At 54.7% G+C, this 15409-nt stretch carries 13 protein-coding genes; 11 read left to right on the top strand and 2 right to left on the bottom strand.

Annotated features, from left to right (window positions below; genetic code table 11):
• Nucleotides 1–34 precede the first annotated feature (34 nt).
• Nucleotides 35–1342: an MFS transporter gene (locus tag AC0T7J_RS18610; RefSeq protein WP_473795713.1), complete on the top strand. Its 1308-nt coding sequence runs from the start codon at nt 35–37 to the stop codon at nt 1340–1342.
• 50 nt (nt 1343–1392) lie between these two features.
• Here the strand turns inward: AC0T7J_RS18610 and satP are convergent, their stop codons facing one another.
• Nucleotides 1393–1962: an acetate uptake transporter gene (gene satP, locus AC0T7J_RS18605; RefSeq protein ID WP_473795712.1), complete on the bottom strand. Its 570-nt coding sequence runs from the start codon at nt 1960–1962 to the stop codon at nt 1393–1395.
• 302 nt (nt 1963–2264) lie between these two features.
• Between satP and dnaK the strand changes: the two genes are divergently transcribed.
• From dnaK to nhaR, 4 genes are all read left to right on the top strand, one after another.
• Complete coding sequence (gene dnaK, locus AC0T7J_RS18600; protein WP_031593939.1) at nt 2265–4175, top strand: molecular chaperone DnaK; 1911 nt, start codon at nt 2265–2267, stop codon at nt 4173–4175.
• A 104-nt stretch (nt 4176–4279) separates the two neighbouring features.
• On the top strand, nt 4280–5425 hold the full coding sequence (gene dnaJ, locus AC0T7J_RS18595; RefSeq protein WP_135910149.1) for a molecular chaperone DnaJ: 1146 nt from the start codon (nt 4280–4282) through the stop codon (nt 5423–5425).
• Nucleotides 5426–5650: 225 nt separating this feature from the next.
• Nucleotides 5651–6829: a Na+/H+ antiporter NhaA gene (gene nhaA / locus AC0T7J_RS18590; protein ID WP_473795711.1), complete on the top strand. Its 1179-nt coding sequence runs from the start codon at nt 5651–5653 to the stop codon at nt 6827–6829.
• Between the two features lie 30 nt (nt 6830–6859).
• Complete coding sequence (gene nhaR / locus AC0T7J_RS18585) at nt 6860–7777, top strand: transcriptional activator NhaR (protein ID WP_473795710.1); 918 nt, start codon at nt 6860–6862, stop codon at nt 7775–7777.
• 38 nt (nt 7778–7815) lie between these two features.
• Here nhaR and rpsT read toward each other — a convergent pair whose 3' ends face one another.
• Complete coding sequence (gene rpsT, locus AC0T7J_RS18580; protein WP_008925553.1) at nt 7816–8079, bottom strand: 30S ribosomal protein S20; 264 nt, start codon at nt 8077–8079, stop codon at nt 7816–7818.
• Nucleotides 8080–8385: 306 nt separating this feature from the next.
• Here rpsT and ribF point away from each other — a divergent pair, with 306 nt between their 5' ends.
• The 6 genes from ribF (at nt 8386) to dapB (ending at nt 15114) form a co-directional block, all read left to right on the top strand.
• Entirely contained in the window at nt 8386–9315 is a 930-nt protein-coding gene (gene ribF, locus AC0T7J_RS18575; RefSeq protein ID WP_010253714.1) for a bifunctional riboflavin kinase/FAD synthetase, read from the top strand.
• Between the two features lie 29 nt (nt 9316–9344).
• Complete coding sequence (gene ileS, locus AC0T7J_RS18570) at nt 9345–12161, top strand: isoleucine--tRNA ligase (protein ID WP_473795709.1); 2817 nt, start codon at nt 9345–9347, stop codon at nt 12159–12161.
• Nucleotides 12161–12667, top strand: coding sequence for a signal peptidase II (lspA, locus tag AC0T7J_RS18565; protein ID WP_473795708.1), 507 nt, complete (start codon nt 12161–12163; stop codon nt 12665–12667). The genes ileS and lspA overlap by 1 nt, the downstream gene beginning before the upstream one ends.
• A gap of 3 nt (nt 12668–12670) precedes the next feature.
• A complete protein-coding gene (gene fkpB / locus AC0T7J_RS18560) occupies nt 12671–13141 on the top strand; it encodes an FKBP-type peptidyl-prolyl cis-trans isomerase (protein WP_010253720.1) in 471 nt (156 codons plus the stop codon).
• Entirely contained in the window at nt 13122–14075 is a 954-nt protein-coding gene (gene ispH / locus AC0T7J_RS18555; protein ID WP_010253724.1) for a 4-hydroxy-3-methylbut-2-enyl diphosphate reductase, read from the top strand. Before fkpB ends, ispH begins: the two co-directional genes overlap by 20 nt.
• A 223-nt stretch (nt 14076–14298) precedes the next feature.
• A complete protein-coding gene (gene dapB / locus AC0T7J_RS18550) occupies nt 14299–15114 on the top strand; it encodes a 4-hydroxy-tetrahydrodipicolinate reductase (protein ID WP_473795707.1) in 816 nt (271 codons plus the stop codon).
• The last annotated feature ends 295 nt before the right edge of the window (nt 15115–15409 follow it).

The raw sequence follows: 15409 nt of genomic DNA, 5'->3' as shown, positions 1-15409 counted from the left end.
TTTACAAACTTGTCTCTTTTGCCTCTGGAATATTATGAATCCGACTCACACTCAGCGTCTGACCGGTAAGGATTACAAGACCCTGGCGCTGGCTGCGCTGGGCGGCGCGCTGGAATTCTACGACTTCATCATCTTCGTTTTCTTCGCCACCGTGATTGGCGAACTCTTTTTCCCTTCGGATATCCCGGAATGGCTGCGTCAGCTGCAGACGTTTGCCATTTTTGCCGCAGGCTATCTGGCACGTCCGCTGGGCGGCATCGTGATGGCGCATTTTGGCGATAAGCTCGGACGCAAAAAAATGTTCAGCCTGAGCATTCTGCTGATGGCGCTGCCGACCCTGATGATGGGCGCTTTACCCACCTGGCAGACGATTGGTATAGCTGCGCCACTACTGATGCTGCTGATGCGGATGTTACAGGGCGCGGCGATTGGCGGTGAAGTGCCGGGCGCCTGGGTGTTTGTCGCGGAACACGTGCCCTATAAACGTATCGGCATCGCCTGTGGCACGCTGACGGCCGGGCTGACCATCGGCATTTTACTGGGTTCGCTGGTGGCCACGCTGATCAATACCTCAATGTCGCAGCAGGCGATCCATGATGGCGGCTGGCGCATCCCATTCTTCCTCGGCGGCGTGTTCGGGCTGGTTGCGATGTTCCTCCGGCGCTGGCTGCATGAGACGCCGGTGTTTATTGAGATGCAGCAGCGTAAAGCGCTGGCTGAAACTCTGCCGCTGAAGACCGTGCTGACAGAGCATAAAAAGTCGATTGTCGTCTCTATGCTGCTGACCTGGCTGCTCTCCGCCTGCATTGTGGTGGTGATCCTGATGTCGCCGGTCTGGCTGCAAAAACAGCAGGGCATCGCGCCCGCGCTGACCCTGCAGGCCAACAGCATCGCCACCGTGATGCTCTGCATTGGCTGCATTATTGCCGGGCTCGCTGCCGATCGCTTTGGTGCCAGTCGTACGCTGTGTGTCGGCAGCCTGCTGCTGGCGATCTGTAGCTGGCAGTTTTATCACCTGACCGCCCTCTATCCACAGCAGCTCTTCCTGCTTTATGGCGTGGCGGGTCTCAGCGTCGGTATTGTCGGCGTGGTGCCCTTTGTGATGGTGCGCGCCTTTCCGGCAGAAGTGCGTTTTACCGGCCTCTCATTTTCCTACAACCTCTCCTATGCGATCTTTGGCGGGCTGACACCCATCTTTGTGTCGCTGCTGATGAACGTCTCAGTGATGGCACCCTGCTGGTATGTGATGGCGCTGGCGCTGGTGGGGTTGTTGACGGGGATCTGGCTGCGGCGTGATGTCAGCCACGAGCCGGGACTGCAGCAGGGGGTTAACTCTTTGTAATGCGGAGACGCGGAGCCAGGCTCCGCGTCTTGATTATGCGTAAAGCAGGCTTAAAGCGCTTTCGCGCCAATCGGCAGAATAGTGCGGCCAAAGGTTTCGTTCAGCACTTCACCCATCGCCAGATAGCAGGCGCTGGCACCACAGAGTATGCCGACCCAGCCCGCGGACACCACCAGCGCCGGCAGGTGCATAAGATGGGCCACGGCCAGCAGCAGAAACAGCAGCGTGAGCGAGCCGAAAACAAACTGCAGCATCCGCGCACCTTTGAGCGTACCGACGAACATAAACAGCGTGAAAATGCCCCACAGTGCCAGCCAGGCCCCCAGGAAACGTTCGTCTGGCGCTTTCGCCAGACCTATTTCAGGTAACAGCAGGATCGCCACAAAGCTTAACCAGAACATGCCGTAAGAGGTAAAGGCGGTCAGCCCAAACGTGTTGTTCTTTTTAAACTCCAGCAGACCGGCCAGCACCTGCGCAATCCCGCCATAAAAAATGCCCATCGCTAAAATCGTCACGTCCATGGGAAACAAGCCCGTGTTATGCAGGTTCAGCAAAATGGTCGTCATGCCAAATCCCATTAATCCCAGCGAGGCAGGGTTAGCCAGCGTTGAATTTGCCATAGTTCCTCGGCAGTAAGATGATCGTTGATGTAATAAACGGATTCCGTCCTGCTCCCTGAGGGGAACAAGGCGACGCATCATATTCAGCGCTGTGGCAGCGTTCTTTGATCCCGACAGGGCCAAAGGTAAAAATTTTTTTTTGGTTTAGCCCTTGATGCGCATCGAAGCGGCCCCATTTACTTGTCATCGAGTGTTGTGAACGTTGGAAAAAAAGCATGTGCTGGCAGTTGAATGCAAACAACCCGCCCACATAAAAGGTTCACAACCCAAATTGGCAACGAATTTAAGTGGGAGATGTTTAGATGGGTAAGATTATTGGTATTGACCTGGGTACAACCAACTCTTGTGTTGCGATCATGGATGGCACTAAAGCACGCGTGCTGGAAAATGCCGAGGGCGATCGCACCACGCCTTCAATTATTGCGTATACACAGGATGGCGAAATTCTGGTCGGTCAACCGGCTAAACGTCAGGCAGTGACCAACCCGCAGAATACCCTGTTCGCAATTAAGCGTCTGATCGGTCGTCGCTTCCAGGACGAAGAAGTGCAGCGTGATATTAAAATCATGCCGTACAAAATCACCGGCGCTGACAACGGCGACGCATGGCTGGAAGTGAAAGGTCAGAGAATGGCACCACCGCAGATCTCTGCTGAAGTGCTGAAGAAAATGAAAAAGACCGCCGAAGATTACCTCGGTGAGCCAGTGACTGAAGCCGTGATCACCGTACCGGCTTACTTCAACGATGCGCAGCGTCAGGCGACCAAAGACGCCGGCCGTATCGCGGGTCTGGAAGTCAAACGTATCATTAACGAACCGACTGCTGCTGCACTGGCATACGGTCTGGATAAAGGTCAGGGCAACCGCACCATCGCGGTTTATGACCTGGGTGGCGGTACCTTCGATATCTCAATCATTGAGATCGACGAAGTTGACGGCGAAAAAACCTTTGAAGTTCTGGCGACCAACGGTGACACCCACCTGGGTGGTGAAGACTTCGATAGCCGCCTGATTAACTATCTGGTTGCTGAATTTAAGAAAGACCAGGGCATCGATCTGCACAACGATCCACTGGCGATGCAGCGTCTGAAAGAAGCGGCAGAGAAAGCGAAAATCGAACTTTCTTCTGCACAGCAGACCGACGTTAACCTGCCATACATTACGGCAGATGCGACCGGTCCTAAACACCTGAACATCAAAGTGACCCGCTCTAAACTGGAGTCACTGGTTGAAGATCTGGTTGCTCGCTCAATCGCGCCACTGAAAGTTGCGCTGCAGGATGCCGGTCTGTCTGTTTCAGACATCAACGACGTTATCCTGGTGGGTGGTCAGACTCGTATGCCACTGGTTCAGGCCAAAGTGACTGAGTTCTTCGGTAAAGAGCCACGTAAAGACGTGAACCCGGACGAAGCGGTCGCGGTCGGCGCTGCGGTTCAGGGTGGTGTGCTGGGTGGCGACGTGAAAGACGTGCTGCTGCTGGACGTTACCCCGCTGTCACTGGGTATCGAAACCATGGGTGGCGTGATGACTTCGCTGATCAGCAAGAACACCACCATCCCAACCAAGCACAGCCAGGTCTTCTCGACTGCTGAAGATAACCAGTCAGCCGTGACCATTCACGTGCTGCAGGGTGAGCGTAAGCGCGCCAATGACAACAAGTCACTGGGCCAGTTCAACCTCGATGGTATCCAGAACGCGCCACGCGGTCTGCCGCAGATCGAAGTGACCTTCGACATCGATGCGGATGGTATCCTGCACGTGTCGGCGAAAGATAAGAACAGCGGTAAAGAGCAGAAAATCACCATCAAAGCCTCTTCAGGTCTGAGTGATGAAGAGATCCAGAAAATGGTGCGTGATGCGGAAGCGAACGCTGAATCTGACCGTAAGTTCGAAGAGCTGGTACAGACGCGTAACCAGGGCGATCAGATTGCCCACAGCACGCGTAAGCAGCTGGATGAAGCAGGCGACAAACTGTCAGCTGATGACAAAGCGCCAATCGAAGCCGCTCTGGCCGCGCTGGAAACTGCGCTGAGAGGCGAAGACAAAGCGGAAATCGACGCCAAAATGCAGGCGCTGATGGAAGTGTCCGGCAAACTGATGGAAGCAGCCCAGCAGTCTCAGGCGGGTGCAGCGGATGCCGGTGACGCGTCAGCGAAGAAAGATGACGACGTTGTCGATGCTGAATTCGAAGAAGTGAAAGACAACAAGAAATAATTGCCCCTGACCGGGCGCGACGGTTGGCCTGACAGCCGTTGAAACCAGCACGGGCGTAGGAGATCTCTCCACGCCCGTGCGATCATGTTAAGGGCTAAATAAACATGGCGAAGAGTGATTACTACGAGATTTTAGGCGTCGCCAAATCCGCGGACGAGCGTGAAATCAAAAAGGCTTACAAACGCCTGGCAATGAAATTTCACCCGGATCGCAATCCCGGTGATAAAGAAGCCGAAGCTAAATTCAAAGAGGTCAAGGAAGCGTACGAAATCCTGACCGATGCGCAGAAGCGTGCGGCCTACGATCAGTATGGCCATGCAGCCTTTGAACAGGGCGGCATGGGTGGCGGTGGATTCGGCGGCGGCGGCTTTGGTGGCGGCGGCGCAGACTTCAGCGATATCTTTGGCGACGTGTTCGGTGACATCTTTGGTGGTGGACGCCGTCAGCGCGCATCCCGTGGCGCCGATTTACGCTACAACATGGAGCTGTCGCTGGAAGAAGCGGTACGCGGCGTGACCAAAGAGATCCGCATTCCAACGCTGGAAGAGTGTGATGTCTGCCACGGCAGCGGCGCGAAAGCGGGAACGCAGCCACAAACCTGTTCAACCTGTCACGGTGCAGGCCAGGTGCAGATGCGCCAGGGCTTCTTCACTGTTCAGCAGGCCTGTCCGACCTGTCATGGTCGCGGCTCGGTGATTAAAGATCCGTGCAACGCCTGTCATGGTCATGGCCGCGTTGAGAAGTCAAAAACGCTGTCAGTGAAAATCCCGGCAGGGGTCGACACCGGCGATCGTATTCGTCTGAGCGGTGAAGGCGAAGCGGGTGAGCAGGGCGCACCAGCAGGCGATCTCTACGTTCAGGTCTCGGTGAAGAAACATCCGATCTTCGAGCGTGAAGAGAACAATCTCTACTGTGAAGTGCCGATCAACTTTGCGATGGCAGCGCTGGGCGGTGAGATTGAAGTACCGACTCTGGATGGTCGTGTGAAGCTGAAAGTACCGTCAGAAACTCAGACCGGCAAGCTGTTCCGCATGCGCGGGCGTGGTGTGAAATCTGTGCGTGGCGGCGCGGTAGGCGATCTGCTGTGTCGTGTCGTGGTGGAAACACCGGTCAGCCTGAATGAGAAACAGAAAGCGCTGTTGCGTGAACTGGAAGAGAGTTTTGGCGGCCCGAGCGGCGAGCACAACAGTCCGCGCTCCAAGAGCTTTTTCGACGGCGTGAAAAAATTCTTTGATGACCTGACTCGTTAGTCTGCCTGATAAAAAGCGGAGCCCCGGCTCCGCTTTTTTGTTTTCAATCCCCTGCCTGTAATGGCTGCATTATCTGTCCGTCACCGCAGCACCCAAAAAAAGTCGACGTTTACCGCTGCCACTGCTCGGCAAAACCGAGTATATAGTGCGGGATAAGCTGCTTTTAACGAACTATATGAACCGTTACACTGTTTAACATTCTGTCTCTGCTCAGGAAGATGAACGTTGAACAAGCCGCGCAAATTAAAGAATCTGCTAAAAAGTTTTATTGAAAGTGATGCCAGCAATGGCGTGATGTTGATTATGGCGGCGGTCGCGGCGATGATCCTCGCCAATACGGCCGCTACCGCTCAGGGTTACCAGGCGTTGCTGAATGAACCCGTGCAAATACGCTTCGGGGCACTGGATATCAGCAAAAATTTGCTGTTGTGGATCAACGATGCGCTGATGGCGCTTTTCTTTCTGGTTATTGGCCTGGAAGTAAAGCGTGAGTTGATGGTCGGTGAACTTGCCAGCCGTGACAAGGCTATCTTCCCCGTCATCGCTGCAATAGGCGGCATGGCGTTGCCCGCGCTGATCTTCCTGTTTTTCAACCATGGCGATGAGATTGCACGCAACGGCTGGGCCATTCCTACCGCAACCGATATCGCTTTTGCGCTGGGCGTGCTGGCTCTGCTGGGCAGCCGTGTTCCCGTTGCGCTAAAAGTCTTTCTGATGGCACTGGCAATTATTGATGACCTTGGGGCCATTGTTATTATTGCTCTGTTTTATACCAGTGACCTCTCAGTGCTCTCCCTGTGTGTGGCTGCTGGCGCAATTGTCGTGCTGGCGCTCCTGAACCGCTTTAACGTCCGTAAAATCTCAATCTACATACTGGTGGGTATCGTGCTCTGGACCGCCGTGCTGAAGTCGGGTGTCCACGCAACCCTGGCAGGCGTCATTGTGGGCTTCTTCGTGCCTCTGGAAAAGAGAGAGGGGCACTCCCCAGCGGAACATCTGGCGCATGGTCTGATGCCGTGGGTGAACTGGTTGATTCTGCCGCTGTTTGCCTTTGCCAATGCCGGTATCTCACTGGCTGGCATTACACTGAGTGATGTCCTCTCGCCTGAACCGTCAGGCATTATCCTCGGTCTGTTAATCGGTAAGCCATTGGGCATTACTCTGTTCTGCTGGCTGGCGGTAAAATTGCGGCTGGCAGTATTACCCAACGGTACAACCATACGGGATATTATGGCGATTGGTGTGCTGTGTGGAATTGGCTTCACTATGTCAATTTTTATCAGTTCGCTGGCCTTTGATGCAGCGCATGAACAGCTGGTGACCTTTTCTAAACTGGGCATTCTGACCGGCTCTCTGCTTTCAGCCGTCATCGGCTATACCCTGCTGCGAATTAAAATGCGTTAATGGAGAGGAGGCGAAAGCCTCCTTTTTTCAATGAATCAGCTCAACTTCAATCATCTCTATTACTTCTGGCAGGTCTGTAAAAGCGGTTCAGTCGTTGGCGCAGCAGAGGCACTCTCCCTGACGCCCCAGACGATTACCGGGCAGATTAAGGCACTTGAGGAGCGCCTGCAGGGTAAGCTTTTTCGGCGTCAGGGACGGGGTCTGGTTCCAACCGAACTGGGACAGCTGGTTTTCCGCTACGCTGACCGCATGTTTATGCTGGGCCAGGAGATGCTGGATATTGTGAATTACCGCAAAGAGTCCCATCTGTTGCTGGATGTTGGCGTGGCAGATGCGCTCTCTAAGCAACTGGTCAGCAAGGTGCTGGAGACGGCGGTGGTCGCAGAGGAGAAAATCCATCTGCGCTGTTTTGAATCAACCCACGAAATGCTGCTGGAGCAACTCAGTCAGCATAAGCTGGATATGATTATCTCTGACTGCTCTATCGACTCTACACAGCAGGAGGGGCTCTTTTCCGCGAAGCTGGGTGAATGTCCGGTAAGCTTCTGGTCAACCCAGCCGCTGCCGGAGCAGCCTTTTCCCGCTTGTCTGGAGACGCGCCCACTGCTGCTCCCCGGACGCCGCTCCATGCTGGGCCGCAAAATTCTTAACTGGATCAGCAGCCAGGGACTGCAGGTTGATATCCTTGGCGAGTTTGATGATGCGGCTTTGATGAAAGCCTTTGGCGCGCAGCATCATGCGATCTTTGTCGCCCCCGCGCTGGATCAGCAGGAAGGCCGGCAGCGTGACGAGATTACAGAGGTCGGGCGGCTCGACTCGGTGTTAGAGGAGTACCATATTATCTTCGCGGAGCGGATGATTCAGCATCCGGCGGTGCAGCGAATCTGTCACGCAGACTTCAGCGGACTCTTTCCCCGCCAGGTTACAGACGAAAAAAAACCGGCGTAAGCGCCGGCTTTTTTAACAAAGCGATTAACAACAGGCGATTAAGCCAGTTTGTTGATCTGTGCAGTCAGGTTAGACTTATAACGTGCAGCTTTGTTCTTGTGGATCAGACCTTTAGCAGCCTGACGGTCCACGAGTGGTTGCATTTCATTGAATGCGTTCTGCGCAGCAGCTTTGTCGCCTGAAGCGATCGCCGCGTATACTTTCTTAACGAAGGTACGCATCATAGAGCGGCGGCTAGCGTTATGCTTACGGCGTTTCTCAGATGTTACGGCGCGTTTCTTAGCTGATTTGATATTAGCCAAGGTACAACTCCCAAATGTGTTCTATAGAGACAAATCAAAGGCCGAGGACTATGCCCTTCTAACCTGATTTTGTCAATGGATTTGTGCAAATAAGCGTCGCCCTGAGAGCGGCACTCGGTTACGTATTTGATGGCGCAGGATTCTACCAGCTTCCCCTCGCTGAATACAGTATTTCGCGACAAAATTCTTAACATGCGCTTCTGCAACAGGAAATGCAGCGCCTAAAGCATGAAAGGCGTGCTGACGGGTTAACCTGAGCCGCTTTCAAGGGTATAATCCGCCGATTTCCACCGGTTTGGGCCAGCCATGAAGTTTATCCGCGGTATTCATAATCTTAACGAGCAGCATCGCGGCTGCGTTCTGACCATTGGTAATTTCGATGGCGTACACCGTGGGCATCAGGCGCTGATGTCGCGACTGTGTGAAGAGGGGCGTAAGCGTAATCTGCCGGTGGTGGTCATGGTTTTCGAGCCGCAGCCGCTGGAGCTGTTTGCCGGTGACAAAGCGCCGGCTCGTCTGACGCGTCTGCGTGAAAAACTGCGGTACATGGCGGAAGCCGGCGTCGATAAAGTGTTGTGCGTGCGGTTCGACCGTCGCTTTGCGGCCTTGTCCGCACAGCGTTTTATCAGTGACCTGTTAGTCGAAAAGCTGGACGTAAAGTACCTTGCGGTAGGCGATGATTTCCGTTTCGGCGCTGGTCGCCAGGGGGATTTCCTGTTATTACAGAAAGCCGGTGCGGAGTATGGTTTTGAAGTCGTCAGCACCGAAACCTTCTGTGATGGCGGTAAGCGAATCAGCAGTACTGCCGTGCGTCAGGCGCTGGCCGTGGATGATTTAGCGCTGGCGCAGTCACTGCTAGGTCACCCTTTCACTATTTCCGGCCGCGTTGTGCACGGTGATGCACTGGGACGCACGCTGGGTTTCCCCACGGCGAACCTCCCTTTACGCCGCAGCGTCTCGCCGGTGAAAGGGGTTTATGCGGTGGAGGTACGGGGTCTGACGCCCGAGCCACTGCCAGGTGTCGCCAATATCGGCACCCGCCCGACCGTAAAAGGTTTACGCCAGCAGCTTGAAGTTCACCTGCTCGACATCAATATGGATCTCTATGGTCGTCACATTGATGTGGTGCTGAAACAGAAAATACGAAACGAGCAGCGCTTTGCCTCACTGGAGGCGTTGAAAGAACAAATTGCGAACGATGTGGTAACGGCCCGGCAGTTCTTTGGGCTGCTTTAACCTGAGCGAAAAACGGAATCGAGAATCTGATGAGTGACTATAAATCTACCCTGAATTTGCCGGAAACGGGATTCCCGATGCGTGGCGATCTGGCCAAACGCGAACCGGGAATGTTGCAACGCTGGTATGCCGACAATCTGTACGGCATCATCCGCGAAGCCAAAAAAGGGAAAAAAACCTTTATCCTGCATGATGGCCCTCCGTATGCGAACGGCAGCATTCATATTGGTCACTCCGTTAACAAGATTCTGAAAGACATTATCGTTAAGTCGAAAGGCATGGCGGGTTATGACTCGCCGTATGTGCCGGGCTGGGACTGTCACGGTCTGCCAATCGAACACAAAGTTGAGCAGATGATCGGCAAGCCAGGCGAGAAAGTCACCGCTGCTGAATTCCGCGAAGCGTGCCGCAAATACGCCGCGGAACAGGTTGAAGGCCAGAAGGCGGACTTTATCCGTCTGGGCGTGCTGGGTGACTGGGATCGTCCTTACCTGACCATGGATTTCGGTACCGAAGCCAACATCATTCGTGCGCTGAGTAAAATCATCGGCAACGGCCACCTGCACAAAGGCGCGAAGCCCGTGCACTGGTGTCTGGATTGCCGTTCTGCCCTGGCAGAAGCGGAAGTGGAGTATTACGACAAGACTTCGCCTTCAATCGACGTGATGTTCAACGCCATTGATGCCGACGCGGTGCGTCAGGCGTTTGGTGTGGCACAGGTTAATGGCCCGATTTCACTGGTGATCTGGACGACGACACCGTGGACATTACCGGCTAACCGCGCCATCTCGTTAAACGCGGAATTTGAGTATCAGCTGCTGCAGATCGACGGTCGCGCGCTGATCCTGGCAAAAGATCTGGTCGAGAGCGTGATGAAGCGCGCCGGTGTCAGCGAATGGCAGGTTCTGGGCGAATGCAAAGGCGCAGCGCTGGAGTTGCAGAAATTCCAGCATCCGTTCCTGACGCTTGAGTCGCTGGTCGTGCTGGGCGAGCACGTGACCCTGGAAGCGGGTACCGGTGCAGTCCACACGGCACCTGGCCACGGCCCGGATGACTATGTTATCGGTCAGAAATATGGCATCGAAACCGCTAATCCGGTCGGACCGGATGGCCGCTATCTGTCAGGCACCTATCCGACGCTGGATGGCATCAACGTCTTTAAAGCCAACGACATGATCGTTGAGTTGCTGAAAGAGAAGGGCGCGCTGCTACACGTTGAGAAACTGCTGCACAGCTACCCGCACTGCTGGCGCCACAAAACGCCAATCATCTTCCGCGCCACGCCGCAATGGTTCATCAGCATGGATCAAAAAGGATTGCGTGCGCAGTCGCTGAAGGAGATCAAAGGCGTGCAGTGGATCCCGGACTGGGGCCAGGCGCGTATCGAATCGATGGTGGCGAACCGTCCTGACTGGTGTATCTCTCGTCAGCGTACCTGGGGCGTACCGATGGCCCTGTTCGTTCATAAAGAGAGCGAAGAGCTGCACCCGGACACGCTGGCGCTGATGGAAAAAGTGGCGAAGCGCGTTGAGCAGGAAGGCATTCAGGCCTGGTGGGATCTCGACCCGCGCGAACTGATGGGCGACGATGCCGATCATTACGTTAAAGTGCCGGATACGCTGGATGTCTGGTTTGACTCCGGTTCAACCAGCTATTCAGTCGTTGATGCGCGTCCGGAATTTGGTGGCCATGCGCCTGACCTCTATCTGGAAGGGTCCGATCAGCATCGTGGCTGGTTTATGTCCTCGCTGATGATCTCCACGGCGATGAAGGGCAAAGCGCCTTATCGTCAGGTACTGACACACGGTTTCACCGTAGATGGCCAAGGCCGCAAGATGTCGAAATCGATCGGTAACACGGTTGCGCCGCAGGATGTGATGAACAAACTGGGCGCCGATATTCTGCGCCTGTGGGTGGCATCAACCGACTACTCGGGCGAAATGGCGGTCTCCGATGAGATCCTCAAGCGCTCTGCTGATGCCTATCGTCGTATCCGTAACACCGCGCGTTTCCTGCTGGCTAACCTCAGTGGTTTCAACCCGGCCACCGATCTGGTGAAACCGGAAGAGATGGTGGTGGTGGATCGCTGGGCCGTCGGTCGCGCACAAGCGGCACAGGCCGATATCGTCGCCTCCTATGAGAACTACGATTTCCACGAAGTGATCCAGCGTCTGATGCAGTTCTGCTCAATTGAGATGGGCAGCTTCTATCTCGACATCATCAAGGATCGTCAGTACACCGCGAAAGGTGATGGCCTGGCGCGTCGCAGCTGCCAGACCGCGCTGTGGCATATCGTCGAAGCGCTGGTGCGCTGGATGGCACCGATCATGTCCTTTACAGCGGATGAGATCTGGGGCTATCTGCCAGGCGAACGTACGCAGTATGTCTTCACCGAAGAGTGGTATCAGGGTCTGTTTGGCCTGGCAGAAGATGAAGCGCTGAATGACGCCTACTGGGCTGAGCTGCTAAAAGTGCGTGGCGAAGTGAACAAAGTGATCGAGCAGGCGCGTGCGGATAAACGTATCGGTGGCGCACTGGAAGCGACGGTCACGCTGTATGCCGATCCGGAACTGGCCGCTAAACTGCAGGCACTGGGCAATGAGCTACGCTTTGTGCTGCTGACCTCGGGTGCACAGGTGGCGGATTACGCACTGGCGAACGACGAAGCGCAGCAAAGTGAGCTGCTGAAAGGTCTGAAAATCGCGCTGCACAAGGCGGAAGGCGAGAAATGTCAGCGCTGCTGGCATTACACTACCGACGTCGGACAGAATCCTGAGCATGCTGAGGTCTGTGGTCGTTGTTACACTAACGTAGCCGGTGACGGCGAACAGCGTGAATTTGCCTGATGCGTAAACCTCTTTTATCAACCGGATTGCGCTGGCTGTGGCTGGTGCTGGTGGTGATTGTTGTCGACTTCGCCAGCAAGCAGTGGGTGATGAACAACATGATGCTGCATGAAACACAGCCGCTGATGCCCTACCTGAACCTGTTCTACGCGCACAACTACGGCGCGGCGTTCAGTTTCCTGGCGGACAAAGGCGGCTGGCAGCGCTGGTTCTTTGCCGGTATTGCGCTGGCTATCGTGATCTCACTGGTCGTGATGATGTATCGTAATCATGCCAGTCAGAAGATCGCTAACATCGCGTATGCCCTGATTATCGGCGGCGCGACAGGCAATCTGTTTGATCGCTCATACCATGGCTTTGTGGTCGATTTTATCGATTTCTATGTCGGTAACTGGCACTTCGCTACATTTAATATCGCTGACTGCGGCATCTGTATCGGTGCTGCATTAGTGGTGCTGGAGGGCTTTTTCAGCCCGAACGGCAAACAGGCTAAACAGAAAGGGTAAGTGATGACTGAGTCCGTACAGCGCGAAAGCGCGGTGTTGGTGCATTTTACGCTGAAGCTGGAAGATGGCTCGACGGCGGAATCGACCCGTGCAAACGGCAAGCCCGCGCTGTTCCGTCTCGGTGATGGCAGCCTCTCTGCGGCACTTGAGCAGGCACTGCTGGGGCTGAAAGCGGGTGAAACTAAACAATTTACCCTGGAACCGGACGACGCCTTTGGCGGCGTCAGCCCTGACCTGATCCAGTATTTCTCGCGTCGGGACTTTATCGATGCGGGTGAGCCGGAAGTGGGAGCCATCATGCTGTTCAGCGGCATGGGCGGCAGTGAAATGCCTGGCGTGATCCGTGAAATCTCCGGTGACTCTATCACCGTGGATTTCAACCATCCGCTGGCAGGTCGTCGTATTCAGTTTGATGTAGAGGTGCTGGAAATCGATCCCGCACTGGAGGCCAACGATGCAAATCCTGTTAGCTAATCCGCGCGGCTTCTGCGCTGGCGTTGATCGTGCCATCAGTATTGTTGAGCGCGCGCTGGAGATGTATGGCGCGCCAATCTATGTCCGTCACGAAGTGGTGCATAACCGTTACGTGGTAAACAGCCTGCGTGAGCGCGGTGCCATCTTCATTGAAGAGATCAGTGAAGTGCCGGATAACGCGATTCTGATCTTCTCCGCGCACGGTGTTTCTCAGGCGGTGCGTGCCGAAGCCAAAGCACGCAATCTGACCATGCTGTTTGACGCCACCTGTCCGCTGGTGACCAAAGTGCATATGGAAGTGGCACGCGCCAGCCGTAAAGGCGTTGAAGCGATACTGATTGGTCATGCGGGTCATCCGGAAGTCGAAGGCACCATGGGGCAGTACAATAACCCCAATGGCGGCATGTATCTGGTGGAGTCACCGGAAGATGTCTTCAGGCTGACCGTGAAAGACGAAAACAATCTGAGCTTCATGACGCAGACCACGCTGTCGGTGGACGACACCTCTGACATCATTGATGCTCTGCGCCAGCGCTTCCCGGCGATCATCGGGCCGCGTAAAGATGATATCTGCTACGCCACCACCAACCGTCAGGAAGCCGTTCGTACCCTGGCGAAAGATGCGGAAGTGGTGCTGGTGGTGGGGTCGAAGAACTCCTCCAACTCTAACCGTCTGGCTGAGCTGGCTCAGCGTGCCGGTAAGCTGGCGAAGCTGATCGACTCTGCGGATGATATTCAGGAAGAGTGGGTAAAAGGCGTGGCCTGCATCGGCGTCACCGCAGGTGCGTCAGCGCCCGATATTCTGGTGCAGCAGGTTATACAGCGGCTGCGTGAACTGGGCGGCGAAGCGGCAATTGAGCTGATTGGCCGTGAAGAGAATATTGTCTTCGAAGTGCCCAAAGAGCTGCGTGTCGAAGTGCGTAACGTGCAGTAACTCTGCGATATTACTGATAAAAAGGCCGACTCTGTTCGGCCTTTTTTGTTTTTTGAATCTGACAAAAAAAGCCGTTATTTGCTGCTGTGATTGCTTTTACTGATAATCACGGGCGGCTGGCATAAAATTCTTATTATCACGGATTAATAGTGGCGTGACTGTTAACTCATCGTTAACCTGATGACGCTTTGGATGCATAGTTTTGTTTTAGGAATGAATAAATATGAACACAATCCGCATTGCTATTGTGGGTGCGCCGGGCCGTATGGGCCGTAATCTGATTCAGGCGACGCAGCAGGCAGAAGGCGCAGAACTGGGTGCGGCACTGGCTCGCCCAGGCTCATCGCTGACCGGCAGCGACGCTGGTGAATTAGCGGGCATCGGGAAGAATGGCATCATCATCGCTGACGACTTACGCGCGGTGATTAGCGATTTTGATGTGCTGGTCGACTTCACCCGCCCGGAAGGCACGCTGGAGTATATGGCGATCTGCCGTGAGCAGGGCAAAGCGATGGTGATCGGCACCACCGGTTTTGATGAAGCAGGCAAAGCGGCCATTCGCGCCGCGGCGGAAGATATCCCCATTGTGTTCGCCGCTAACTTCAGCGTGGGGGTTAACCTGGTGCTGAAGCTGCTGGAGAAGGCTGCCAAAGTGATGGGGGAGTACGCGGATATTGAGATCGTTGAAGCGCACCACCGCCATAAAGTGGATGCGCCCTCCGGAACCGCGCTGGCGATGGGTGAGGCGATTGCCGATGCGATGCAGTGGAAACTGGATGAGCATGCGGTCTATACGCGTGAGGGCCACACCGGCGAACGCCAGCCGCAGAGCATCGGTTTTGCGACAGTACGCGCGGGTGACATCGTCGGTGAGCATACTGCTATGTTTGCAGATATCGGCGAGCGCGTAGAGATAACCCACAAGGCTTCAAGCCGTATGACCTTTGCCAATGGCGCGGTTAAGTCCGCTTTATGGTTGAAAGATAAGAAATCTGGCCTGTTTGACATGCGGGATGTGCTGGATTTGTCGATGTTGTGAGTGTTGTGAACCATCGTGATGTGGTTATTTCAATCGGTAATCGCTTGATTGAAAAGGGGCAATGTTTTCATTGCCCTTAATTTTATCTCAAATGTGCCTTCCCGATATAAAAGCTAACTCTGGCTCCTTTTTTCGCCTGTTTTCTTCATTTATTTGCTTTGCTGGATGCTATTTTTGACCATTTGGTCAAAAACAAAGGCCGCGCTGCATCTGTTTTGCTTTTACGCTGCCTGGCAAACGATTATTCCGCCGAGTTTTCCTCTCTTTTTGCCGCTTATGCCCGTTATTTTCCTCA

It is taken from the genome of Pantoea sp. E956-1 (genome assembly GCF_982223955.1).
Note: the sequence above shows the minus strand (reverse complement) of the source record. Positions and strands in the feature narration are given on the sequence as shown.